This window comes from Streptomyces sp. NPDC090108 (assembly GCF_044747185.1).
In the GTDB taxonomy this organism is placed as follows: domain Bacteria; phylum Actinomycetota; class Actinomycetes; order Streptomycetales; family Streptomycetaceae; genus Streptomyces.
The window spans coordinates 44,624-68,826 of sequence record NZ_JBIVDQ010000001.1; the positions used below are offsets into that span (position 1 = coordinate 44,624).

At 73.1% G+C, this 24,203-nt stretch carries 18 protein-coding genes; 3 read left to right on the top strand and 15 right to left on the bottom strand.

Features of this window, described 5'->3' with window-relative positions:
- Positions 1-3,005: 3,005 nt before the first annotated feature.
- The 7 genes from truB to rimP all read right to left on the bottom strand — a co-directional run bounded on the left by truB (position 3,006) and on the right by rimP (position 10,073).
- Positions 3,006-3,911, bottom strand: a complete 906-nt coding sequence (truB, locus tag ACIPRD_RS00165; protein ID WP_356410598.1) for a tRNA pseudouridine(55) synthase TruB — start codon at positions 3,909-3,911, stop codon at positions 3,006-3,008.
- Positions 3,908-4,357 (bottom strand): 30S ribosome-binding factor RbfA, encoded by a 450-nt coding sequence (gene rbfA / locus ACIPRD_RS00170; RefSeq protein WP_356410595.1) that lies wholly within the window; start codon positions 4,355-4,357, stop codon positions 3,908-3,910. The genes truB and rbfA overlap by 4 nt, the downstream gene beginning before the upstream one ends.
- A 38-nt stretch (positions 4,358-4,395) precedes the next feature.
- Complete coding sequence (locus ACIPRD_RS00175; protein ID WP_356410592.1) at positions 4,396-4,689, bottom strand: DUF503 domain-containing protein; 294 nt, start codon at positions 4,687-4,689, stop codon at positions 4,396-4,398.
- A 258-nt stretch (positions 4,690-4,947) separates the two neighbouring features.
- Positions 4,948-8,034, bottom strand: coding sequence for a translation initiation factor IF-2 (gene infB, locus ACIPRD_RS00180; RefSeq protein ID WP_401558672.1), 3,087 nt, complete (start codon positions 8,032-8,034; stop codon positions 4,948-4,950).
- Between the two features lie 143 nt (positions 8,035-8,177).
- Complete coding sequence (locus ACIPRD_RS00185) at positions 8,178-8,471, bottom strand: YlxR family protein (protein WP_356410587.1); 294 nt, start codon at positions 8,469-8,471, stop codon at positions 8,178-8,180.
- A 103-nt stretch (positions 8,472-8,574) separates the two neighbouring features.
- Positions 8,575-9,561 carry a transcription termination factor NusA gene (nusA, locus tag ACIPRD_RS00190; protein ID WP_356410584.1) on the bottom strand — a complete coding sequence of 329 codons (987 nt, stop codon included), beginning with the start codon at positions 9,559-9,561 and terminating at the stop codon, positions 8,575-8,577.
- A 2-nt stretch (positions 9,562-9,563) separates the two neighbouring features.
- Positions 9,564-10,073, bottom strand: a complete 510-nt coding sequence (gene rimP / locus ACIPRD_RS00195) for a ribosome maturation factor RimP (RefSeq protein WP_356410581.1) — start codon at positions 10,071-10,073, stop codon at positions 9,564-9,566.
- 341 nt (positions 10,074-10,414) lie between these two features.
- Here rimP and ACIPRD_RS00200 point away from each other — a divergent pair, with 341 nt between their 5' ends.
- The 3 genes from ACIPRD_RS00200 to ACIPRD_RS00210 all read left to right on the top strand — a co-directional run bounded on the left by ACIPRD_RS00200 (position 10,415) and on the right by ACIPRD_RS00210 (position 12,508).
- Positions 10,415-11,005: a hypothetical protein gene (locus ACIPRD_RS00200; RefSeq protein WP_356410577.1), complete on the top strand. Its 591-nt coding sequence runs from the start codon at positions 10,415-10,417 to the stop codon at positions 11,003-11,005.
- Positions 11,002-11,514: a ferritin-like domain-containing protein gene (locus ACIPRD_RS00205; RefSeq protein WP_356410574.1), complete on the top strand. Its 513-nt coding sequence runs from the start codon at positions 11,002-11,004 to the stop codon at positions 11,512-11,514. Before ACIPRD_RS00200 ends, ACIPRD_RS00205 begins: the two co-directional genes overlap by 4 nt.
- A 76-nt stretch (positions 11,515-11,590) precedes the next feature.
- The gene (locus ACIPRD_RS00210; protein ID WP_356410571.1) at positions 11,591-12,508 is read left to right on the top strand and encodes an aminoglycoside phosphotransferase family protein; all 918 of its coding nucleotides are present in this window, start codon (positions 11,591-11,593) and stop codon (positions 12,506-12,508) included.
- Positions 12,509-12,635: 127 nt separating this feature from the next.
- Here the strand turns inward: ACIPRD_RS00210 and ACIPRD_RS00215 are convergent, their stop codons facing one another.
- The 8 genes from ACIPRD_RS00215 to ACIPRD_RS00250 form a co-directional block, all read right to left on the bottom strand.
- Positions 12,636-14,339, bottom strand: coding sequence for a proline--tRNA ligase (locus tag ACIPRD_RS00215; protein WP_356410568.1), 1,704 nt, complete (start codon positions 14,337-14,339; stop codon positions 12,636-12,638).
- A gap of 124 nt (positions 14,340-14,463) precedes the next feature.
- Entirely contained in the window at positions 14,464-14,997 is a 534-nt protein-coding gene (locus ACIPRD_RS00220; RefSeq protein ID WP_356410565.1) for a GNAT family N-acetyltransferase, read from the bottom strand.
- Positions 14,998-15,344: 347 nt separating this feature from the next.
- Positions 15,345-16,193 (bottom strand): GNAT family N-acetyltransferase, encoded by an 849-nt coding sequence (locus tag ACIPRD_RS00225; protein WP_356410562.1) that lies wholly within the window; start codon positions 16,191-16,193, stop codon positions 15,345-15,347.
- A 235-nt stretch (positions 16,194-16,428) separates the two neighbouring features.
- Entirely contained in the window at positions 16,429-17,586 is a 1,158-nt protein-coding gene (gene ispG, locus ACIPRD_RS00230; protein ID WP_330460134.1) for a flavodoxin-dependent (E)-4-hydroxy-3-methylbut-2-enyl-diphosphate synthase, read from the bottom strand.
- A 171-nt stretch (positions 17,587-17,757) separates the two neighbouring features.
- Positions 17,758-19,062 (bottom strand): M50 family metallopeptidase, encoded by a 1,305-nt coding sequence (locus tag ACIPRD_RS00235; RefSeq protein ID WP_401558679.1) that lies wholly within the window; start codon positions 19,060-19,062, stop codon positions 17,758-17,760.
- Complete coding sequence (gene dxr / locus ACIPRD_RS00240) at positions 19,059-20,330, bottom strand: 1-deoxy-D-xylulose-5-phosphate reductoisomerase (protein ID WP_356404345.1); 1,272 nt, start codon at positions 20,328-20,330, stop codon at positions 19,059-19,061. The genes ACIPRD_RS00235 and dxr overlap by 4 nt, the downstream gene beginning before the upstream one ends.
- 328 nt (positions 20,331-20,658) lie before the next feature.
- Positions 20,659-22,611 carry an acyl-CoA dehydrogenase family protein gene (locus tag ACIPRD_RS00245; RefSeq protein ID WP_401558683.1) on the bottom strand — a complete coding sequence of 651 codons (1,953 nt, stop codon included), beginning with the start codon at positions 22,609-22,611 and terminating at the stop codon, positions 20,659-20,661.
- A 386-nt stretch (positions 22,612-22,997) separates the two neighbouring features.
- Complete coding sequence (locus ACIPRD_RS00250; protein WP_401558685.1) at positions 22,998-23,870, bottom strand: formate/nitrite transporter family protein; 873 nt, start codon at positions 23,868-23,870, stop codon at positions 22,998-23,000.
- Between the last annotated feature and the right edge of the window lie 333 nt (positions 23,871-24,203).

Below are 24,203 nucleotides of genomic sequence, written 5' to 3' on the forward strand. Positions count from 1 at the left end.
AGGTCGGTCCAGAAGGCGGGGGCGAACTCGGCGGGGACCGGGCGGTGGTCCCGGCGCCAGGCGACGACCCGCTCGGCGAGCAGGCGCAGCACCTCGCGGTACGGGGTGGCGTCCGGAACGCGTCCGAGGGTGTGGGCCAGCAGCCGGGCGGCCCACCAGGACGTCGGGACCAGGTCCAGGGCGTCGGCCAACTCGCGCAGCCGGAAGGAGAGTTGCCGGGGGCCGTACTGGCGGCCGTACAGGAGCAGGGCCTGCGCCACCGGGCCGACGCGGTGGTGCGGCACGGGCAGGGGATGCGCTCCCCCCGGGGTGCGGGGACGGTGCACCAGGGCGTGCAGGGCCTCCTCCAGGTCGAGGTGCGTGCCCTGGAGCCAGTCGGCCAGTTCCTCGTGCGCGAAGCGGTAACCGTCACCTGCCGGGACCAGGAGGCCCTCGGCGAGGACGGCGGAGGCCCAGCCGGTGCCGCCGCCGAGCCGGGCCGGGGCGGTCCCCCAGGGGAACACGGCCTCGAAGGAGGCCCGGTCGACCGCGCCCTGGCCGGGCCCCAGGCTGCGCCGGGCGGCCTCGTGCACCTGCCCGGCGACGCGGGTGGCGAGGCGTCGTACGGCCGTGCCGCGCACGCCGTTGGCGGCGGCGAGGCGGACCGCGACGCGCAGGCACATGAGGTCGAGGTGGGCCGCGAAGAGGTCGTGCCGGTCCACGGGAACAGCGGGCGGGGCGGAGGGGAGAGCCGAGCGGACCTCGCCGAGGAGCCGCAGGGCGAGCGGGTGCCGGGCGTCACGGCCGGTGAGGGCGCCGTCGGGGACGCCGTGGCGGGCGCGGGCCAGGCGGGCCTCGCCGGAGGTGAGGCCGGTCAGACGGACGCAGGGCGGAAGGGGGCCGGGCGGGTCCGCCGGGGAGTGCAGGAGGTCCGCGGGGAACACGGCGCCGGCGTGTTCCCAGTACTCCTCCCGGCAGGCCACCACCAGCTGCACCCCGGTCGCGCGCAGCCACGCGGCCGTCGCCCCGGTCCACTCGGTCTGCCGGTGGGCGAGGAGGGGCGGCATCTCCTCGGGGCCGTCGAGGAGGAGCAGCAGCGGACGGCCGGAGCGGGCGGCGATCCCGGCCAGGCGTTCGGGGGCGAGGTCGCCGAGAGCGCCTGCGGTGACGCCTCGGGAGGCCGCGACGATCCTGGCGGCGCGCTCCAGCGCGCGCCGCGCGGCGTCGGCCACGCAGGCGTCGTCCCCGCGCAGATCGGCGCCGCGCAGCCACAGGGCCGCGACCGGCCGGTCGTCCCGGCCGCGGCGGGCGGCGAGGGCGGCGAGTTCGGTCGTACGGCCGCTGCCGGGCGGACCGACGAGGCCGAGCACCGAGCGGGGGCCCTGGGTGAAGACGGCCAGTTCCCTGGTCACATGGGGCCGCTCGACCGGCCGCACGGGAGCGGGCGGCGCGTGGCCGTCCGGGGCGGTGCCGGCGCCCGGGGAGCTCGGCGGGCCGTCCTGGCCCACCGAGGTCGCGGTCAGTTCCAGGACCGCGGCCAGGTTGAGGTCGGCGCCGTAGGCGGGCACGGTGGCCGCGTTGCGGGCGAGGAGCCGGTCGAGCGCCGCGCGGGCGGCGGAGTCCTCCGCATGGTGGCCCGCGCATCCGCCGCCGTGCCCGTCGCCGTCCTGACCCTCGGGCCCGTCCTCGCGGCCGTCCTCGTCGCCGCCCTGGTTCTCGGGTCCGTCCTCGTGGCCGCCCGCCCCGTCCGCGTGTCCGTGCGCGTGCTCGTCCACGTGCCCGTCCGCGTGGGCCGGGGTGCGCAGCGGTACGGCGAAGCAGTCGTCGCGCCGCCCGGAGCGCAGCGCGGTGCCGAGGACGCCGAGCACGGCCCCGGTCCGTGCGTCGAGCACGGGCCCGCCGGCCGCGCCGCCGCCCGGCCGGAGCGCGTCGCGGCCGGCCGTGCCGATCGCCAGCTCGATGACGTCGTCCAGGAGGTGGCAGCCCTCCGTGGCGGTGTACGTCACCTGCGCCGAGGCCAGCACCCGTGCCTCCCGCCAGCGGCCCGCGGCGACCATGACGTACGTGCCGGCGTCGATCCGCTCCCGCGCGGTCAGCGGCAGGGGGTCGGCCTCCAGGCCCTCGGTGCGGACGATTGCCAGGCCGAGTCCGGGCAGCGGGAGGACCGCTCCGGCGGCGCGGGCGTCGATGACGCGGGTCCGGCCGCCGGGGGCGCGCAGCACGAACCGGGCGAGGCCGTCGACGGCCTCGTGGCTGGTGAGGAGCGTGCCATGGTGATCGGCGAGGAAGCCGACGCCGCGGGGGCGGCCGGCCAGGTCCCGGATCCGCACGAGGGCCGCGACGGGAGGTTCGAGGACACCGGCGGCCCGGTCCCCGGAATCGGCAGGGGCATCGCCACGCACACCGGCACCGCCATCGCCACGCACACCGCCACCGGCTCCGGCGAGACCAACGCGGCCGATGCCCTCGGTACGACCGATGCCCTCTGCGCGACCATCGCGACCGGCGCCGTCGACGCGACCAGCGCTGCCGATGCCCCCGGCACGCCCCGCGCCCCCGATGTGACCGGCACCCTCGGCGCGCCCCGCGCTCCCGATGCCCCCCGCGCGGTCGGCGTACCGTCCCGTCATCGCCGTACCTTCCCGCCCGCGCACCCGCACCCGCGTCGCCGCCCGCACCCTCGTCCGTCCTCGTCCGTGCTCGACGGTAGGTGCGCGCTGATCGGCGGGACAGCTCACGATGCGAAAGCGCCCCCTTCCGCTCCCCCTGTTCACTCCGAGCGCCTGCCCGGACGGGTGAATAGGCGGGAGTGGCTGGATAACCCTAGGGGTGGGGGAACCGAGGGGGGACCGCGGAGCGGCGGGCAGTGGCACGCACCCCGTGCCCGCCGCTCCACGGGAGGCGCAGGACCGACCGGGCCCGGGAGCCGGCCAGAGGGCGGGGCCCGGGGGCCGGACCGGCCGGGCCCGGAGAAACGCCGAAGCCGGCCCGGACGAACCGGGCCGGCTTCCGTGGGCGGATCCGGGTCAGCCGAAGACGGCCAGGCTCTTCGCCTTGCCCTTGTGCTCCTCGACGAGCACGAGGAAACGGCCCTCGGGGTCGAACACCGCGACGGCTCCGACGCCCGCGTACTGGTCGGGCATCTCCAGCCGGACACCGTTGGTGAGCAGCTTGGCACGCTTGGCGTCCACGTCCCAGCGGGGGAACGCGGCCGTCGCCGCGTCGGCGACCGGCATCACGGTCAGCTCCGCCTGGAGCTGGTCGAGCGTCTTCGCCGCGTCGAGCTTGTACGGCCCGACGCGCGTCCTGCGCAGCGCGGTGAGGTGGCCGCCGACGCCCAGGTCGGCACCCAGGTCACGGGCGAGGGCGCGGATGTAGGTGCCGGAGGAGCAGACCACGGAGACGACGAGGTCGAGCACCGGGGTGCCGTCCTCGGCGACGGCGTCCCGGACGTCGTACACCGTGAAGGACGAGACGGTCACCGGGCGGGCGGGGATCTCGAACTCCTCGCCCTCGCGGGCCCGCTTGTACGACCGCACGCCGTCGATCTTGATGGCGCTGACCTTGGACGGCACCTGCATGATGGCACCGGTCAGCTTGGCGACGCCGGCGTCGATGGCGTCGCGGGTCACCTTGGAGGCGTCGGTGGAAGAGGTGATCTCCCCCTCGGCGTCGTCGGTGAGGGTGTTCTGGCCCAGGCGGACGGTGCCCAGGTACTCCTTCTCGGTGAGGGCGAGATGCCCGAGGAGCTTGGTGGCACGCTCCAGGCCGAGGACGAGGACGCCGGTGGCCATGGGGTCGAGGGTGCCGGCGTGGCCGACGCGGCGGGTCCGGGCGATCCCGCGCATCTTGGCGACCACGTCGTGCGAGGTGAAGCCCGACGGCTTGTCGACGATGACCAGGCCGTCGGGCGGGGTGGGCTTGGCTGTCATTCGGCGCTGTCGTCCGTCTCGTCCTCGCCCGGCTTCCGGTACGGGTCGGCCTCGCCAGCGTACGTGGCGCCGGCCGAGGTCTCCCGGACCTTCGCGTCGGACTGCCGGGCCCGGTCGAGGAGGTCCTCGATGTTCCGGGCGGTGTCCGGCAGGGCGTCCGCGACGAAGGCCAGGGTCGGCGTGAACTTGATGCCGGCCGCGCGGCCGACCTCGGAGCGCAGGATGCCCTTGGCGCTCTCCAGGCCGGCGGCCGCCGCCTTCCGCTCCTCGTCGTCGCCGTAGACCGTGTAGAAGACGGTCGCCTCCCGCAGATCACCCGTGACACGGGTGTCCGTGATGGTGACGTGGGTGCCGAGCCGCGGGTCCTTGATCCCGCGCTGCAGCTTCTGGGCCACCACCTCTCGGATGAGGTCCGCCAGCTTTTTCGCCCGCGCGTTGTCGGCCACTGGTCCGTCTCCCGTTCTTTCCTGATCTGTTCTGTGGGTCAGTCGTCGTCGCCGTGCAGCCGCCGTCGCACGGACAGCAGCTCCACCTCGGGGCGCCCGGCGACCAGCCGTTCGCACCGGTCCAGTACGTCGGTGAGGTGTGACGCGTCTCCGGATACCGCGGCGAGGCCGATGACCGCCCGCCGGTGGAGGTCCATGTGGTCCACCTCGGCCGCGCTCACCGCGTACTTCCGCTGGAGTTCGGCGACGATCGGGCGGACCACGGAGCGCTTCTCCTTCAGCGAGTGGACGTCGCCGAGGAGGAGGTCGAAGGACAGAGTCCCCACGTACATGTGTGTTGCCGGTTCACCCGCCGGTACGGGATCGGTGGCCCCGGGGCCGTATGGCCGGGGACACCAAGAACGGTACCGCGTACCCGCCGGTGGCTCGACAGGGTTTCCGCGGTGCCGTCCGTCGCGCCACCCCACCTGGGGGCTCCGCCCCCGGACCTCCGGTCGCGTGGACCGGGAGTCCGGGGGCGGAGCCCCCAGGAACGGCGCGCTGGCCGGCGGAACCCGAGGGTCCCGCCGGCCAGCGGCGAAGCGCAGGCCTTACACCCGCGGCTTCTCGCGCATCTCGTACGTCGCGATGACGTCGTCGATCTTGATGTCGTTGAAGTTTCCGAGGTTGATACCGCCCTCGAAGCCTTCGCGGATCTCGGTGACGTCGTCCTTGAAGCGGCGCAGACCGGAGATGGTGAGGTTCTCCGCGACGACCTTGCCGTCGCGGATGAGGCGCGCCTTGGTGTTGCGCTTGACCTCGCCCGACCGGACCAGGACACCGGCGATGTTGCCCAGCTTGGACGACTTGAAGACCTCGCGGATCTCCGCCGTACCGAGCTCGACCTCTTCGTACTCCGGCTTGAGCATGCCCTTGAGGGCCGCCTCGATCTCCTCGATCGCCTGGTAGATGACCGAGTAGTACCGGACGTCCACACCCTCGCGCTCGGCCATCTGCGCGGCACGGCCGGCCGCACGGACGTTGAAGCCGATCACGATGGCGTCGGAACCCATCGCCAGGTCGATGTCGGACTCCGTGACCGCACCGACACCGCGGTGCAGGACGCGGATGTCGACCTCTTCGCCGACGTCCAGCTGGAGCAGGGAGGACTCGAGGGCCTCGACGGAACCAGACGCGTCACCCTTGATGATCAGGTTCAGCTGCTGGATCTCGCCGGCCTTGAGCACCTTGTCCAGGTCCTCCAGCGACACGCGGCGCGTGCGCTTGGCGAACGCGGCGTTGCGCTCACGAGCGGCGCGCTTCTCCGCGATCTGACGGGCCGTACGGTCCTCGTCGACCACGAGGAAGTTGTCGCCCGCACCCGGGACGTTGGTCAGGCCCAGGACCTGGACCGGCGTCGACGGGCCCGCCTCGGCGACGTTGTTGCCGTTGTCGTCGAGCATGGCGCGCACTCGGCCGTAGGCGTCGCCCACGACCATCGTGTCGCCGACCCGCAGGGTGCCTCGCTGGACGAGGACCGTCGACACGGCACCGCGGCCGCGGTCGAGACGGGACTCGATCGAGATGCCCTGCGCGTCCTGGTTCGGGTTGGCCCGCAGGTCGAGCGAGGCGTCCGCGGTCAGGACGACCGCTTCCAGCAGGCTGTCGATGTGCAGACCCTGCTTGGCGGAGATGTCGACGAACATGGTGTCGCCGCCGTACTCCTCGGCCACCAGGCCGTACTCGGTCAGCTGACCGCGCACCTTGGTCGGGTCGGCACCCTCGACGTCGATCTTGTTGACCGCGACCACGATCGGCACACCGGCCGCCTTGGCGTGGTTCAGGGCCTCGACCGTCTGCGGCATGACACCGTCGTTGGCCGCCACCACGAGGATCGCGATGTCGGTCGACTTCGCACCACGGGCACGCATGGCGGTGAACGCCTCGTGACCCGGGGTGTCGATGAAGGTGATCTTGCGGTCTTCGCCGTTGACCTCGGTCGCGACCTGGTAGGCACCGATGTGCTGGGTGATGCCGCCGGCCTCGCCCGCGATGACGTTCGTCTTGCGGATGGCGTCGAGCAGTCGGGTCTTACCGTGGTCGACGTGACCCATGACGGTGACGACCGGCGGACGGACCACCAGGTCCTCCTCGTCGCCCTCGTCCTCGCCGAACTCGATGTCGAAGGACTCGAGCAGCTCGCGGTCCTCCTCCTCCGGGCTGACGATCTGAACCGTGTAGTTCATCTCGCCGGCCAGGAGCAGCAGGGTCTCGTCGGAGACGGACTGCGTGGCCGTGACCATCTCGCCGAGGTTCATCATGACCGCGACGAGCGACGCCGGGTTGGCGTTGATCTTCTCGGCGAAGTCGGTGAGGGACGCACCGCGCGACAGGCGAATGCTCTCGCCGTTGCCGCGAGGCAGCATCACGCCGCCGACCGACGGGGCCTGCATGGCCTCGTACTCCTGGCGCCTCTGACGCTTCGACTTGCGACCGCGACGCGCGGGACCACCGGGACGGCCGAAGGCGCCCTGCGTGCCACCACGGGCACCCGGACCACCGGGACGACCACCGAAGCCGGGACGGCCACCGCCGCCGGCACCCGGACCACCGGGACGGCCGGCGAAGCCGCCGCCACCGCCACCGGGACCCGCGGGACGACCGGCGAAGCCGCCGCCACCGCCACCCGGACGGCCGGCGAAGCCGCCGCCACCCGGACGACCGCCGCCGCCACCGGGACGACCGCCCGCACCGGGACCACGACCGCCGGGGCCACCGCCACCGGGGCGGGGGCCGGCAGCGGGACGCTGCGGCATCATGCCGGGGTTCGGACGGGGACCGCCGCCGGGACGCGGGCCGCCACCGGCCGCACCCTGCGGACGGGGCATGCCGGCCGGGGACGGACGGGAGCCGCCGGGAGCCTGCGGACGCGGACCGCCGCCCTGGGCGCCGGGCGCCTGCGGACGGGGACCGGCGCCGGGGGCACCGGGACCGCCGGCCGGACGCGGACCACCCTGCGGGCGGGGCGCCTGCGGGCGGGCCATGCCGGTGGAGCCACCGGAGGTGAAGGGGTTGTTGCCCGGACGCGGACCGGCCGGACGGGCACCGGGACGCGCACCCTGGCCACCGGGGCGCGGAGCACCCTGGCCCGGACGGGCGGACTGGCCCTGACCGGAAGCGGCCGGACGGCCACCGGGCTTCGGCGCGCCGGGACGGGCGCCACCGGGACGCGGACCCTGGGCGGCCGGAGCCTGCGGGGCCTGCGGAGCCTGGGCGGCCGGAGCGGCCGGCGGAGCGGTGAACTCCGGGGCGGCGGGAGCCGGGCGCGGCGCGGGCTTGGGGCCCGGAACCGGACGCGGACCCGAGGCCGGCGCGGAGGCCGCGGGGGCAGCGGGAGCCGCGGGGGCGGCGGGCTGCGCCGGCGCGGGGCGGGGAGCGCCCGGCTTCGGAGCAGCAGAACGTGCCGCCTGCGCCGGGGCGGGCGCGGCGGGCTTGGGGGCGGCCTTGCGCGGGGCAGGCTTGCCGGCGGACTTGCCGGAGCCGGCCTGGAAGGCGTCGGTCAGCTTACGTACTACGGGCGCTTCGATGGTCGAAGACGCCGAACGGACGAATTCACCGAGTTCTTGGAGCTTGGCCATGACGACCTTGCTCTCTACACCGAACTCCTTGGCGAGTTCGTATACCCGGACCTTAGCCACTTCGCTCCTTTGAGGTCCGGGGAAGCCGGACCGTCGCTAGTTCATGGGCGTACTCATCGCGTACTCATCGAGTGCTCATCGCAATCTCGACCTGCTTTCGACTCGCGAGGTACCAGGCCGCACAGGGTTCCGCGCGGCTCTTCTTACGGTGTTGCCTCAGCAACTGTTGTCTGCTCGACGTACTGGCGCAACGCCTTTGTGTCGAGCGCTCCCGGGGCGCGCAGTGCCCTCGTGAACGCTCGGCGGCGTACCGCCTGATCGAGACAGACCAGGGCGGGGTGCACATAGGCACCCCGGCCGGGCAGCGTACCGCGAGGATCGGGAACGCACGCGTCCTCGATCGCCACGATCCGCAGGAGATCGTCCTTGGCCGCCCGCCCCCGGCACCCCACACAGGTGCGTTCAGGGCATGCTCGGGCATGCGTCCGGCCAGACACAGTTAAGTCTACCTCCCCGTACCGACCTCACCCCTCCGAGGGGAAAGATCGAACAGCTGCCACGCTTCGATCTACCGCGATCCGGCCGGTCAGCGGTCCGGAACTACTCCCCGGCCTGCTCGGTGTCGGGCCGGATGTCGATGCGCCAGCCGGTGAGGCGGGCGGCGAGGCGGGCGTTCTGGCCCTCCTTGCCGATCGCCAGCGACAGCTGGTAGTCGGGCACGGTCACCCGTGCGGAGCGGGAACCGAAGTCCACGACCTCCACCTTGCTCACCCGGGCGGGTGACAGGGCGTTCGCCACCATCTCGGCCGGGTCGTCCGACCAGTCGACGATGTCGATCTTCTCGCCGTTCAGCTCGGCCATCACGTTGCGCACCCGCGCGCCCATCGGGCCGATGCAGGCGCCCTTGGCGTTCAGACCCGAACGGGTCGAGCGCACGGCGATCTTCGTGCGGTGACCGGCCTCGCGGGCGATGGCCGCGATCTCGACCGAACCGTCGGCGATCTCCGGCACCTCCAGGGCGAAGAGCTTCTTCACCAGGCTGGGGTGCGTGCGGGACAGCGTCACGGACGGACCGCGCACACCCCTCGCCACGCGCACGACGTACGAGCGCAGGCGCAGGCCGTGCTCGTAGGTCTCACCGGGGACCTGCTCCTGCACCGGCAGGATGGCCTCCAGCTTGCCGATGTCCACGAGCACGTTCTTCGGGTCGCGGCCCTGCTGGACCACGCCGGTGACGATGTCGCCCTCACGGCCGGCGTACTCGCCGAGCGTCGCGTCGTCCTCGGCGTCACGCAGACGCTGGAGGATCACCTGCTTGGCGGTGGTGGCGGCGATCCGGCCGAACCCGGAGGGGGTGTCGTCGAACTCGCGGGCCTCCTGCCCCTCCTCGAGGTCCTCGGGGTCCTCCTTCGCCCACACGGTCACGTGGCCGGTCTCCCGGCTCAGCTCCACGCGGGCGCGGCGGCGGCTTCCCTCGGTGCGGTGGTACGCGATGAGGAGGGCCGACTCGATCGCCTCGACCAGCAGGTCGAAGGAGATCTCCTTCTCCCTGACCAAGCCCCGCAGGGCGCTCATGTCGATGTCCACGGCTACGCCTCCTCCTCTTCCTTCATGTCCTTCTTGTCCTTGCGGTTGAACTCGACCTGCACCCGCGCCCGGTCGATCTCCGGGAAGCCGAGCCTGCGGGTCGTGGCCTTGCGGCCCTTGACCCCCGGCACCTCGACGTCCAGGCCCTCGTCGTCCACGTCCAGGATCCGCGCGACGAGCTCGCCGCCCTCGGTCAGCTGGAACTTCACGAGCCGGTCGACGGCCCGCACGAAGTGCCGGTGCTCGGTCAGGAGGCGCTCGGCGCCCGGGGTCCCGACCTCCAGGTCGTAGGCGTCGTCGCCCATCGCGTTGGTCTCGTCGAGCTTCGCCGAGAGCGCGCGGCTCACATCGGCGATGGCGTCCAGGTCCGCTCCGTTGTCGGAGTCGACGACCACGCGCAGTACACGCTTGCGTCCCACGGAGTCCACGGCGATCTCTTCGAGATCCAGCCCTTGCGAGGTGACGAGCGGTTCCAGCAGCTCTCGCAGCCTCTCGCTCTGGGTGGTGCTCATCCGGGTGACTCCTCGGCCGCGTGTGCTGTTGTGGGATGGATCGCGTGTCAGGTCAAAGGGTATCCGGTCGCGGGGAGTGTTGCCGTCCACGCACCCCCGCGGCGGTGCGGCCCGGCCGTCCGGGTCCGGCCCGGGAGGCGGACCCGGACGGCGGCCCCGGTCCGCGGCGGAAGCGGGCCGCCCGCGCCCGGCCGCCCGGCTCGCCGCACCCCCGGACGGGCACCGCCGGGGCGGCCCTGAGCCGGTGACGTCGGTTGGACCCCCGCGCGGGTACCGTGATCACGGGCGTGCCGCCGGTCGCCGGTCTTCCTTCCGCAACGAGTTCCCCGAGGACGTCTGCAGTGCCGTACCTCCCACCGTCGCGCACCCCCTCCGGGCCGCGCAGAAGATCCCTGCTCGCCGCCGCGGGGGCCACCCTGCTGCTGGCCGGCTGCTCGGCCGGCCCCGGTTCCGGGGACGGCGGCCCGTCCGCGTTCGCCCGCGCACGCGCGCGTGCGGCCCGGGACAGCGTGGACCTGCTGGCGCGCTACGACGTCGTGCTCGCCGGCCACCCCGCGCTCGCGGACCGGCTTGGCCCGCTGCGCGCCCAGGTCGCGGCGCACGTGGAGGCCTTCGGCGGCAAGGAGGCCAAGGCCACCGCGTCCGCCTCCCCCTCGGTCACGCCGTCCGCCACGGCGTCCCGGGCCGCCCGCGCGTCCGCGCCGGCCACCCCCTCGGCGACGGGGACCACAGGTCCCTCCGGCGCGACCACCGCGAAGGAGGCCCTCGCCTCGCTCGCCGCGGCCGAGCGTGCGCTCGCCGACCGCAGGACGCACGACCTGCTGGACATGCCCGCCGAGCTGGCCCGGCTGATGGCCTCCGTGGCCGCCGCGGGAGCCGTGCACGCGTACCTGCTGACCGCACCGGCCGCGCCGGGCGAGGGGGACCAGTGAGCGACGAGGCCAAGAAGGCCGAACTGGCCGCGTTCCAGGCGGCGCTGGCCGCCGAGCACGCGGCCGTGTACGGGTACGGCGTGGTGGGCGGCCGGATCGGCGGGAAGCGCCGAGCCGAGGCGCAGGCCGCGTACGACGCCCACCGGGCCCGCCGGGACGCGCTGGTCCGCCAGGTGCGCGACCTCGGCGCCGCGCCGGTGGCCGCGAACGCCGCGTACGCGCTGCCCTACCCCGTGACCGACCCGGCCTCCGCGGTACGGCTCGCCGCGCATCTGGAGGAAGGGATCGCCGGGGTCTGCTCGGACCTGGTCCGGGCGACGTCCGGCGCGCGCCGCGGCGCCGCGGCGGCGGCGCTGCGCGAGGCAGCGGTGCGGGCGGTGCGCTGGAGCGGGGACGGCGTAGCCTTCCCTGGGCTCGCCGAGCGGGCCGGCGGCCCGGCCGGCCGGGCCGGCACGACGGACGCGGCCGCAACGACCATGGCACCCGGTTCCGCGGCCCCGTCGGCGTGACACCGCCGGCGTGACCTCGCAGGCATCCGTACGGCGGCCCGCGTGCAGCAGACCAGCAGGAAGGAACGACTCGCGCATGGCTTTCGAACCGCCGCAGCGCCTGGTGCGGGCGACCGGTGAGACGGCGCCGCCCGGGGACGAGTGGCTGCAGAGGCTGCCCGCAGCGGCCGAACAGGCCCTGGCACGGCGCGGGTTGACGGTGGAGCGCATCCAGGTCCCGGGCGGCCGCAGCAGCCTGGTGATGCTGGTACGGCGCGACGACGGCACCCCGGCGGTGCTGAAGCTGGCCCCCGCCCGGGCCCGGCCCGAGAGCGAGCGGGCGGCACTGGCGCACTGGGGCGGCCTGGGCGCCGTACAGCTGCTGGAGACGGATCCGGCGGACACCGCCGAGGGCGTGCTGCTGCTGGAGCGGCTGCACCCCGACATGTCGGTGCGCTCGCTGCCCGAGGCCAAGGCCCTGCTGGAGGCCGCGGGCACGCTGCGACGCCTGTGGGTGGAGCCGCCGCCCGGTGAGGCGGCCCAGGTCTTCGAGACGGTCGCCGAGCGCACCGGACGGCAGGCCGCGGCGATGCGGGCGAGCGCCCGGACCGACGCCGAGGCGGGACCGCTGGTGGACACGGCGCTCGCGGTCCGCGAGGAGCTGCTGGCCGCGCCGCCCGAGCACCGGCTGCTGCACGGCACGCTCCGGCAGAGCAAGGTGCTGCGCGGGGAGCGTCTGCCGTGGCTCGCGGTGGGCCCGGACCCGGTGGTCGGCGAGTGCGCCTTCGACCTGGCCCGTCTGGTGCGCGACCGGGTCGAGGACCTGATCGCCACCTCCTCGGGACCGTCCATCACCCGGCGCCGGATCAAGAAGCTCGCGGAGTCGCTGGAGGTGGACCAGGAGCGGCTGCGCGGCTGGACCCTGTTCCGCGCGGTGGAGTCCGGGGTGCGGGCCCGCCGGGTGGGCCGCGAACAGGACGCCGAGCTGCTGCTGGAGTTCGCGACCTGGCTGTAGCCCGCGGGGCCGCCGGAACGGGCCTGCGACGGGCGGCAGCGGACATGACGACGCCGGGTGTGCCGGTCGCGGACCAGCACACCCGGCGTCGTCGTGAGGCCCCCGCGCGGGGGCCTCACCTCACGGATCAGGCGGTGAGGCGGGCGACGGCCTCCTCGACCGTCAGCTCCTCGCGCTCGCCGGTCCGGCGGTCCTTCAGCTCCAGCACACCCTCACCGGCACGGCGGCCGGCCACCAGGATCTGCGGCACACCCATCAGCTCGGCGTCGGTGAACTTCACGCCCGGGGAGACCCCGGCACGGTCGTCCACCAGGACGCGGACGCCCGCGGCGGCCAGCTTCGCGGAGACGTCGAGCGCGACCTCGGTCTGCAGGGCCTTGCCGGCGGCGACGACGTGCACGTCGGCCGGGGCGACCTCCTTGGGCCAGCACAGGCCCTTGTCGTCGGCGGTCTGCTCGGCGAGGGCGGCGACGGCGCGGGAGACGCCGATGCCGTAGGAGCCCATGGTGACGCGGACGGGCTTGCCGTTCTGGCCGAGGACGTCGAGCTTGAGGGCGTCGGCGTACTTGCGGCCCAGCTGGAAGATGTGGCCGATCTCGATGGCGCGGTCCAGCTTCAGGCCGGTGCCGCACTTCGGGCAGGGGTCGCCCTCCTGCACGACGACGACGTCGACGTACTCCGCGACCTCGAAGTCACGGCCCGCGACGACGTTCTTCGCGTGCGTGTGCTCCTTGTTGGCACCGGTGATCCAGGAGGTGCCGGGGGCCACGCGCGGGTCGGCGATGTAGGTGATCTTCTCGCCCAGGCCCTGCGGGCCGACGTAGCCGCGGACCAGGTCGGGACGGCCGGCGAAGTCCGCCTCGGTGACCATCTCGACGGCCGCCGGCGCGAAGTGCGCCTCGACCTTGTCCATGTCGACCTCGCGGTCGCCGGGCACACCGACGGCCACGATCTCGCCGTCCACCTTGACCAGCAGGTTCTTCAGCGTCGCGGAGGCGGGCACGCCGAGGGAGGCGGCCAGCGTCTCGATGGTCGGGGTGTCGGGGGTGGGGATCTCCTCCAGCGCGGGCACGTCCGAGGCGTCCACGGCCACCAGGCCGTAGGTGATCGCCTCCGTGTTGGCGGCGAAGTCGCAGTTCGGGCAGTCGGCGAAGGTGTCCTCGCCGGCCTCGGCCGGGGCCAGGAACTCCTCGGACTTGGAGCCGCCCATCGCGCCGGCGGTGGCCGCGCAGATGCGGTAGTCCAGGCCCAGGCGCTCGAAGACGCGCCGGTAGGCCTCGCGGTGCAGGGCGTAGGACTTCGCGAGGCCCTCGTCCTCGGTGTCGAAGGAGTACGAGTCCTTCATCAGGAACTCGCGGCCGCGCAGGATGCCGGCGCGGGGACGGGCCTCGTCGCGGAACTTGGACTGGATCTGGTAGAGGATCACGGGCAGGTCCTTGTAGGAGGACGCCTGGTCCTTCACCAGCAGGGTGAAGATCTCCTCGTGGGTGGGACCGAGGAGGTAGTCGCCGCCCTTGCGGTCGTGGAGACGGAACAGCTCCTGGCCGTACTCGTTCCAGCGGCCGGTCGCCTCGTACGGCTCACGGGGCAGCAGCGCGGGCAGGGAGACCTCCTGGGCGCCGATGGCGTCCATCTCCTCGCGCACGATGCGCTCGACGTTGGCGAGGACCTTCTTGCCCAGCGGCAGCCAGGACCAGATGCCGGCCGCCGTGCGGCGGACGTAACCGGCGCGGACGAGGAGCTTGTGGCTGAGGACCTCGGCGTCCGCCGGGTCGTCGCGCAACGTCTTCGCCAACAACTGGGACATGCGCTGGACCGGTGCGTTCGCCATGTTTCTCGTACTCCTGCCGATGATGGTCCCCCCGCTCGGGCACGCCCTGGGCGGGGGAAGGTGATGGCTAGGAGGTTAGCCGGGCTGGCTGTTCCGGCGGAAATCGGTTATGGACGGCGAACCCCTACATGCGGCGCAGCGGCAGCGGGGCGCCCATCACGGCGTACGGCCGCGGGGCGCTCGGGAAGTGGACCCGGCGGGCGAGGTCGACGTAGCCGAGGGAGTGATAGAGGCCGCGCGCGGGGCTGTCGATGTCGATCGCGGAGAGGATCGAGCGGGGTTCGGCGGCGCTGTCGGTGATGGTGGTGATCAGCCGGCGTCCGATGCCCCGGTTCTGGTGGCCGGGATGGACGTGCAGCTCGGTGATGACGAAGGCGTCGTCCAGCCAGCCGTCGTTGTCCCGCGCGCGGAGATAGGGCGCGACGACCGTGGACCACCAGTGGTCGCGGGAGTTGGGCATGCCGTAGACGAACCCGACGAGATGCCCCTCGGAGGTCGTCGCCCCGAGGGCGCGGGCGCCCGGGTAGCGCATGTGGCGCTGGACGATCTGGCGGCGTACGGCGACCTCCTCGGCCCCGAGCCCGAAGGCGACGGCCTGTACGGCCAAGGCCTCGTCGACGTGGGAGGCGAGGTCCAGGGTGCCGATCACGAGGTCCATGCCGGGAGCGTACAGGGGGCACGGACGGCGGTGCGGGGCCGACGGCGGACGGGACGGGGCCGACGGGACGGGCACGACGGCGGACGGCACGGTGCCGGGGTCGGCCGGCGGCGGGGCGGCGCGGTGCGGGCTTGGCCGACGGCGGGGCGGCGCGGTGCCGGGACGAGCACGACGGCGGGCGGCATGGTGGGGGCTCGGCCGACGGAGGGCGGCGCGGTGCCGGGACGGGCCGGCGGAGGGGCGGGCGGCGGACCGGAGCGGGATCGGGCCACGGCAGGGGGGCGGGCCACGGCGCGGGGCGGGGCGGCCGGGACGCGGAGCGGGGCGGGCCACGGCCGGGGCGGGAGCTAGAACAGCACGCTCATGAACGCGCCGACCTCCTGGAAGCCCACTCGCCGGTACGTCCGCCTCGCCACGGTGTTGAAGTCGTTGACGTAGAGGCTGACCACCGGGGCCACGTCGGCGAGGGCGTACTGCAGGACGGCCGCCATGCCGGGGGCGGCCAGGCCCTTGCCCCGGTGCTCGGGGGCGACCCAGACGCCCTGGATCTGGCAGGCGTGCGCGGTCGCGGCGCCGATCTCCGCCTTGAAGACGACCTTGCCCTGCTCGTCGAGGCGGGCGAAGGAACGCCCGGCGCCGACGAGTTCGGCGACACGGGCCTGGTAGAGCAGTCCCCCGTCGCCCGCGAGCGGGGAGACGCCGACCTCCTCGGTGAACATCGCCACGCACGCCGGCATGATCGCTTCCATCTCGTCCTTGCGGATGCGGCGTACGTAGGGATCCGGGGCGATGTCGGCGGACGCGCGGTCGGTCACCATGAGCGGCTGATGGGCGCGGACCTCGCGGGCGGGGCCCCAGTGCGGTTCCAGCAGGCGCCAGAGCTCGCCGGTGGCCTCGGCGGGGCCGACGATGGAGGAGCAGCGGCGCCCGGCCCGGCGGGCGCGGTCGGCGAAGGCGCGCACGGCGCGCGGGGTGGCGCAGATGGGGACGAGGTTGGCGCCCGCGTAGCACAGGGACGTCAGCATGCCGTCCTCGTACCAGCCCCACATCTCGCCGCCGAGACGCCACGGGTCGAGACCGGCGATACGGACCCGGGCGGCCACGAAGGCGTTGACGACCGGCTCGCGGTCGAGGACGGCGAGCGCGGCATCCAGGTCGCTCGGATCGAGCACCCGTGAGGTGGTCTGGGTCAACACGTGCGGGGCCTCACGCTGGGGGTTCTGCTGATCTCCGCACTATAGCCGCGCCGCTTCCGCGGTGCGCCCATGAGCTCGGGGGTTCTGATCAAGGGGTGGCCGCGGGTGGTCCCGGGTCGCCCGCGCGGTTCCCCGCGCCCCTGAGGGGGTGGCACCGAGCCCGCGGGGCAGACCCGCGTGGAAGCGCGACGCGGCCCCGCGCCCTTTCGAGGGTGCGGGGCCGCGGGACGTACGGTCAGCCGGCGACCGAGACCGAGGGCTCGCCGGACGCGATGCCGTCGGCCTCCATCTGCTCGGCGAGCTTCATGGCCTCCTCGATGAGGGTCTCCACGATCTTCGACTCGGGGACGGTCTTGATGACCTCGCCCTTGACGAAGATCTGGCCCTTGCCGTTGCCGGAGGCGACACCGAGGTCGGCCTCGCGGGCCTCGCCGGGGCCGTTCACGACGCAGCCCATGACGGCGACGCGCAGCGGGACCTCCATGCCGGTGAGACCGGCGGTGACCTCTTCGGCGAGCTTGTAGACGTCGACCTGGGCACGGCCGCAGGACGGGCAGGAGACGATCTCCAGACCGCGCTGCTTGAGGTTCAGGGACTCCAGGATCTGGAGGCCGACCTTGACCTCCTCGACCGGCGGGGCCGACAGGGAGACGCGGATGGTGTCGCCGATGCCCTGGGAGAGGAGGGCGCCGAAGGCGACGGCCGACTTGATGGTGCCCTGGAAGGCGGGGCCGGCCTCGGTGACGCCGAGGTGCAGCGGGTAGTCGCTCTGGGCGGCGAGCTGCCGGTAGGCCTCGATCATGATGACCGGGTCGTTGTGCTTGACCGAGATCTTGATGTCGCGGAAGTCGTGCTCCTCGAACAGCGACGCCTCCCACAGCGCCGACTCGACCAACGCCTCCGGCGTGGCCTTGCCGTACTTCTGCAGCAGACGCCGGTCCAGCGAACCCGCGTTGACCCCGATACGGATCGGCGTGCCGTGGTCGTTCGCGGCCCGCGCGATCTCCTTCACCTTGTCGTCGAACTGCTTGATGTTGCCCGGGTTCACCCGGACCGCCGCACAGCCCGCCTCGATCGCCGCGAACACGTACTTCGGCTGGAAGTGGATGTCCGCGATCACCGGGATCTGCGACTTCCGCGCGATCGTCGCCAGCGCGTCCGCGTCGTCCTGCGTCGGACAGGCCACCCGCACGATCTGGCAGCCCGACGCCGTCAGCTCCGCGATCTGCTGCAGGGTGGCACCGATGTCCGACGTACGGGTCGTCGTCATCGACTGGACCGAGACGGGCGCGTCCCCGCCGACGGCCACGGATCCGACCTGGATCTGCCGGCTCTTCCGGCGCTCGGCGAGCTTGGTCGGAACGGACGGCATGCCGAGAGAAATCGCAGTCATCTGCTGTGCAACCCCAAGTCGTGGATCAAGATCCGAGTCCCGTGAACGGCGGGCTCCAGGCCTTGAGATTACGACACTGTCCCGGGCCCCAGCACATCCCACCCGCTAAACCCACTCAATGAGTGGCGGCCCGGAACACGCGGATCCGGGCCGCCGGGAGCAAGAGACCCGTCAGCTGATCTTGACCGGGTTGACGACGTCCGCGATCAGGACGAGCACGGTGAAGCAGACGAAGATTCCCGCCACCACGTAGGCGACCGGCATCAGCTTGGCCACGTCGAAGGGGCCCGGGTCGGGGCGGCGCAGGACGCGGGCCAGGTTGCGGCGGAGGGACTCCCACAGGGCGCCGGCGATGTGGCCGCCGTCCAGGGGGAGCAGGGGAAGCATGTTGAACAGGAACAGGGAGAGGTTGAAGCCGGCGAGGACGAAGACGAACATCGCCACCTGCTGCGAGGCGGGGATGTCCAGGGTGGCGATGTCGCCGGTGATGCGGGCGGCGCCGACGATGCCCATCGGGGAGTCCGGCTCGCGCGGGCCGTCGCCGAAGGCGGCGTTCCACAGGGCCGGGATCTTGCCGGGGATGGCGACGAGGTTGTCGACGGCGTCGCCGACCCGGTCGGTCATCCAGGTCATGGAGTCGCCGAAGCCGAGCTTGACCACGCCGTTGGCGGCGCTGAAGCCGAGGAAGCCCGCCTTGACGTACTTGCCCTGGACGTAGGTGCCGCTGGAGTCCTTCTGGGCGACCTGGTTGGTGGCGATCGTCGCGTGCAGGGTGAGGTCCTGCCCGCCGCGCTCCACGACGATCGGGACGGTCCTTCCGGCGCTGTCCCGGATGAGGTCGGAGAGCGTGTTCCAGTCCTTGGTCGGCTTGCCGTCGAAGGAGAGGATCTTGTCGTGGTTCTTCAGGCCGGCCGCCGCCGCCGGGGAGGCGGGGTCGGACTTCTTGCACGTGTCACGGTGCTGGCTGGCGGCGATGACGCAGGGCGAGACCGAGGCGACCGTGTTGGTCTGCTGCTGGATGCCGAAGCCCATCAGCACGGTGAGGAAGAGGCCGACCGCGAGCACCAGGTTCATGAAGGGGCCCGCGAACATGACGATGACGCGCTTCCACGGCTTGCGCGTGTAGAACATGCGCGTCTCGTCGCCCTCTTTGAGCTCCTCGAAGGCCGCCGAACGGGCGTCCTCGATCATGCCGCGCCACGGTGAGGTGGAGCGCGCGGAGACCCTGCCCTGGTCGTCCGGCGGGAACATGCCGATCATCCGGATGTACCCGCCGAGCGGGATCGCCTTGACGCCGTACTCGGTGTCGCCCTTGTGCCGCGACCAGACGGTCGGGCCGAAACCGACCATGTACTGCGGGACGCGGATGCCGAAGAGCTTGGCCGTGGAGAGGTGACCCAGCTCGTGCCAGGCGATCGAGACAAGGAGTCCGATGAAGAAGACCCCTATGCCGAGGATGAACATCAAGGTCGTCATGCACGCGCCTCCGGGGTCGCCGTCGTGGCTGTGAGTTCGCGGGCCCGGGCTCGCGCCCAGGTCTCTGCTTCGAGGACGTCCGACACGGTGAGTGAAGTTCCCGACGCCGGGGTGCCGTGTTCCTCGACGACCCGGGTGACGGTCTCCATGATGCCGTTGAAGGGCAGTGCGCCGTTGCGGAACGCCTCGACGCACTCCTCGTTGGCCGCATTGAACACCGCCGGGGCGGTGCCCGCGAGCTGTCCCACGTGCCGGGCGAGGTTCACCGACGGGAAGGCCTCGTTGTCCAGCGGGAAGAATTCCCAGGTGGAGGCCTTGCTCCAGTCGAATGCCGGGGCGGCGTCCGGGACGCGCTCGGGCCAGCCCAGACCGATGGCGATCGGCCCCCGCATGTCGGGGGGCGTCGCCTGGGCGATCGTGGATCCGTCGCTGAACTCGACCATCGAGTGGACATACGACTGCGGGTGCACGACGACCTCAATGCGGTCGAAGGGAATGTCGTAGAGCAGGTGCGCCTCGATGACCTCCAGGCCCTTGTTGACCAGGGTCGCGGAGTTGATCGTGATCACCGGGCCCATCGCCCAGGTGGGGTGGGCGAGGGCGTCCGCGACGGTGACGTCGGCCAGCTCGGCCTTGGTGCGGCCGCGGAAGGGGCCGCCGGAGGCGGTGACGACGAGCTTGCGGACGTCGGCCCGGGTGCCGGCGGCGAGGCCCTGGAAGAGCGCGGCGTGCTCGGAGTCGACCGGGATGATCTGGCCGGGCTTGGCCAGCGCCTTGACCAGCGGGCCGCCGACGATCAGCGACTCCTTGTTGGCGAGCGCGAGGGTGCGGCCGGCCTCCAGGGCGGCGAGGGTGGGCGCGAGACCGATGGAGCCCGTGATGCCGTTCAGCACGGTGTGGCAGGCGGAGGCGGCGACCTCGGTGGCCGCGTCGGGCCCGGCGAGGATCTCCGGGAGCGGCTCGCCCGCGCCGTACCGCTCGCCGAGGGCCTCGCGCAGCGCCGGTACGGCGTCCTCGCGGGCGACCGCGACGGTGCGCACCCGCAGCCGGTGGGCCTGCTCGGCGAGGAGCGCGACGCGGCTGCCGTTCGCGGAGAGAGCGGTGACCCGGAAGCGGCCGGGGTTGCGCAGCACGAGGTCGATGGCCTGGGTGCCGATGGACCCGGTGGAGCCGAGGATCACCACGTCCTTCGGGCCGTCTCCCGCGAGCGGGTCGTACACGAGGTGCGGGTCGGCGAGCGGGGCGGGGCTGACGGGACTGTCGGTCATCCCCCCATTGTGGCCGCTGTTCGCGGCCCTCAGGACAGCGCGTCCCCCGGGTGGGTGGCCTTGCGGCTTTCGTCGCGGGATGGAGCGGTTGGGGTGTACGGGGATCCGACGGCCGGACGCGCACCGTCACGGCCGGCCCGGCCTGGCGCGGGGGCTGCCGTGCGCGCGGACTCCCGCCGTCACGGTTGGACCGGCCTGAGCGCGGGGGCTGCTGTGCGTGCGGACGCCCGCCATCACGGCCGGGCCTGCCTCGGCGCGGGGGCTGCCGCGCGTGGACTCCCGCCAGCGCGTCGCGGGGGGGGCGCGGGCGGGAGTCCGGGGGGCGGGGTCAGGCCTTCTCGGGGCCGCTTCCGTAGGGGCGGCGGGCGGACGGGTGCTCGCTGGGGCCGGGAGCGGCGTCCGCGATCCAGACGCCGTCGCCCGAGGGGTCGAGGACGCCTTCCTCCAGCCAGGTGTAGGCCCCGCCGAGGACGCCCTTGACGACCTTGCGGTCGAGGTCGTCGGTGTTGGACCACAGGCGGCCGAAGAGCTCCTCGACGCGGACGCGGGCCTGGTGGCAGAAGGCGTCGGCGAGCTGGTAGGCCTCGCGGCCGTGCTCGCCCTCGGCGCGCAGCCGCTCCGCGCGGACGCACGCGGCGCTCATCGCGAAGAGTTCGGCGCCGATGTCGACGATCCGTCCGAGGAAGCCCTGCTTGGTCTCCATACGGCCCTGCCAGCGGGACATGGCGTAGAAGGTGGAGCGGGCGAGCTTGCGGGCGTGCCGCTCGACGTAGCGCAGGTGTCCGGAGAGGTCGACGTCGCGTTTGAACTCGCCGTACGAGGTCGGGAGCTGGCCGGGTCCCGCGACGAGCTTCGGCAGCCACTTGGCGTAGAAGACGCCGGCGTTGGCGCCGGCCCGCGCCTTGTCCGAGAGGGGCTTGTCGGGGTCGATGAGGTCGCCGGCGACCGCGAGGTGGGCGTCGACGGCCTCGCGGGCGATGAGCAGGTGCATGATCTCCGTGGAGCCCTCGAAGATGCGGTTGATGCGCAGGTCGCGCAGCATCTGCTCGGCCGGTACGGCGCGCTCGCCGCGGGCCTTGAGGGACTCGGCGGTCTCGTAGCCGCGGCCGCCGCGGATCTGGACGAGTTCGTCGGCCATCAGCCAGGACATCTCGGAGCCGTAGAGCTTGGCGAGGGCGGCCTCGATGCGGATGTCGTTGCGGTCCTCGTCGGCCATCTGGGAGGCCAGGTCCACCACGGCCTCCAGGGCGAACGTGGTGGCCGCGATGAAGCTGATCTTGGAGCCGACGGCCTCGTGCAGCGCCACCGGCCTGCCCCACTGCTCGCGCTCGGCGGCCCACTCGCGGGCGATCTTCAGGCACCACTTGCCGGCGCCCGCGCACATGGCGGGCAGGGACAGGCGGCCGGTGTTGAGGGTGGTGAGCGCGATCTTCAGGCCGGCGCCCTCGGGGCCGATGCGGTTGGCGGCGGGGACGCGTACCTGGTGGAAGCGGGTGACGCCGTTCTCGATGCCGCGCAGGCCCATGAAGGCGTTGCGGTTCTCGACGGTGATGCCCTCGGCGTCGGCCTCGACCACGAACGCGGTGATGCCGCCGGGGTGTCCGTCCGCCTTGGGTACCCGTGCCATGACGACGAGGAGGTCGGCGACCACACCGTTGGTGGTCCACAGCTTCACGCCGTCGAGGACGTAGTCGTCGCCGTCGGGGACGGCGGCGGTGGCGAGCCGGGCCGGGTCGGAGCCGACGTCGGGCTCGGTGAGCAGGAAGGCGGAGATGTCGGTGCGGGCGCAGCGGGGCAGGAAGGCGTCCTTCTGCTCCTGGGTGCCGAATATCTTCAGCGGCTGGGGCACGCCGATCGACTGGTGCGCGGAGAGCAGGGCGCCGACCGCGGGGCTGACGGAGCCGACCAGGGCGAGGGCCTTGTTGTAGTACAGCTGGCTGAGGCCCAGGCCGCCGTACTTGGTGTCGATCTTCATGCCGAGGGCGCCGAGTTCCTTCAGGCCGGCGACGACCTCGTCGGGGATGCGGGACTCCCGCTCGATGCGGGCGGGGTCGATGGCGGACTCGCAGAAGGCGCCGAGCCTGGCCAGGAACTCCTCACCGCGGCGCACGCTCTCGTCGTCCGGCAGGGGGTGGGGGTGGATGAGGTCGAGCCGGAAGCGCCCGAGGAACAGTTCCTTGGCGAAGCTCGGCTTGCGCCAGTCCTGTTCGCGCGCGGCCTCCGCCACCTGGCGGGCCTCGCGTTCGGTGACGTTGGTGCGTTGGGTGGTGGGGGCCGACATGAGGCTCACCTCGCCGCGAAGAAGGGTGAATGCGGACCGTTCGTTACCGACCAGTGCTACTGGATCGTTGGTACCCGAAACGGGCCGTTCCCACCACCCCTCTCGCGCGCGGCCGGGCACTCCGGGCCGGTGGAACCGGCTGCTCCGGTCGGCGTAGCGGCGTACGGGTGGCCGGGGCCGGGGCGGCGGCCGCCGGGCGGGCCCGGTCCGCGGGGGCGGCCCGTGGACCGCGCCGGGCCGACTGGGCCGTTCGCGGGACCCCGGACGGGTGCGCCGGGGGCCCGGTATGCCTCCGCGCTCCGTCCGTGCCGAGGACGCGGGGACGGGTCCTGGGCCGGGCGGAGCGCGGAGAGTGTGTGCCGGCGTGGGCGCCGGAGGGAGCCGGGTCAGACGGTCGCGGCGGCCTGGGCGGCGGGCTCGGACGGCGTGGGCTCACCCGAGCGGGGCGCCGGTACGGCGGCGGGGGTGTCTCGGCGGCCGGTGAAGGCGAAGGCCGCGCCGACCAGGAGGCCGCCGCCGACGAGGTTGCCGAGGCCGACGAAGAGCAGGTTGTGGGCGAAGGCGCCCACGGTGACGCCCGGGACGTGCTCGAACAGGCCCAGGGAGAAGGTCGTCATGTTGGCGACGACGTGCTCGAAGCCCGAGCCGACGAAGGCCAGGATGCCCGCGAAGATCAGCATGATCCTGGCGGCGTCGGAGCGGGTCCGCACGCCCATCCACACGGTGAGGCAGACCAGGAAGTTGCAGAGCATGCCGCGGAAGAACAGCACGTCGCCGCTCTCCGCGAGCTTGGCGTGCAGCATGCCGGCCAGCATGGTCGAGCCGGGCGCGGGGGTGCCGGGGGCCGCCGTGATGTCCAGCACCCCGGCGCGGTGCACCAGCCAGGCGAGGACGACGGAGCCGACGAGGTTGCCGAGGAGGGAGGCGACGATGACGGCGGCGGCGACGAGGGCGCGCACGCGGCGGCGGGCGGCGCCCTGGACCATCGTCATCATGTTGCTGGTGGCCAGCTCGCCGCCGGCGAAGATCACCAGGGTCAGCGCGACGCCGAAGACCAGGCCCTGGATCAGCTTGACCCACGGGGAGTGGGCCAGGCCGAGGGGGCCGGTCACCATGACCATCAGGACGACGCCGACGCCGATGAAGGCTCCGGCGAGCGCGGAGAGCACCAGGTAGCGTCCGGGCGAACGGAGCAGGTCGGCCTTGTGCCGCGCGGTCTCGACCTGCAGGTCCAGGGCCTCTTCAAGTGGTATCGGCACGGTGGTGCTCCCAGCGACTGCTCAGTGGAAATCGAGGGCCGGGTCTGGCTCCGTCGCCACCCGGCGGCGACACGGGAGAGCGGGACCGATCGGCTGATGGGCCGACATCGACGGGTGCGCCGCTGATTCGAGCGTTGTCCGCGAATGTCCGGCTTCCCGGCGCTGAGGAAGTGTGCGCCCATCGGTGGGGGAAAGTCAAAAGCGCAATCAATTGCTTGATAGGCGGCGCTTATATCCGCACTTGATAACCGCGGGTTATTGATCAATAGATGGCTTTTATCAAAAGGGGAAAAGAACGGCCCGAGCCCCCGCACAGCGGGCTCGGGCCGTTCC

What these genes read in the sequence shown, in the direction of transcription:
- ACIPRD_RS00235 (WP_401558679.1), bottom strand. Translation starts at nt 19,062, where the DNA reads ATGACGACCTTGATGTTCATCCTCGGCATAGGGGTCTTCTTCATCGGA.
- rimP (WP_356410581.1), bottom strand. Translation starts at nt 10,073, where the DNA reads ATGAGCACCACCCAGAGCGAGAGGCTGCGAGAGCTGCTGGAACCGCTC.
- ACIPRD_RS00215 (WP_356410568.1), bottom strand. Translation starts at nt 14,339, where the DNA reads ATGGCGAACGCACCGGTCCAGCGCATGTCCCAGTTGTTGGCGAAGACG.
- ispG (WP_330460134.1), bottom strand. Translation starts at nt 17,586, where the DNA reads ATGACTGCGATTTCTCTCGGCATGCCGTCCGTTCCGACCAAGCTCGCC.
- ACIPRD_RS00220 (WP_356410565.1), bottom strand. Translation starts at nt 14,997, where the DNA reads ATGGACCTCGTGATCGGCACCCTGGACCTCGCCTCCCACGTCGACGAG.
- ACIPRD_RS00245 (WP_401558683.1), bottom strand. Translation starts at nt 22,611, where the DNA reads ATGTCGGCCCCCACCACCCAACGCACCAACGTCACCGAACGCGAGGCC.
- truB (WP_356410598.1), bottom strand. Translation starts at nt 3,911, where the DNA reads ATGACAGCCAAGCCCACCCCGCCCGACGGCCTGGTCATCGTCGACAAG.
- ACIPRD_RS00175 (WP_356410592.1), bottom strand. Translation starts at nt 4,689, where the DNA reads ATGTACGTGGGGACTCTGTCCTTCGACCTCCTCCTCGGCGACGTCCAC.
- dxr (WP_356404345.1), bottom strand. Translation starts at nt 20,330, where the DNA reads ATGACCGACAGTCCCGTCAGCCCCGCCCCGCTCGCCGACCCGCACCTC.
- ACIPRD_RS00210 (WP_356410571.1), top strand. Translation starts at nt 11,591, where the DNA reads ATGGCTTTCGAACCGCCGCAGCGCCTGGTGCGGGCGACCGGTGAGACG.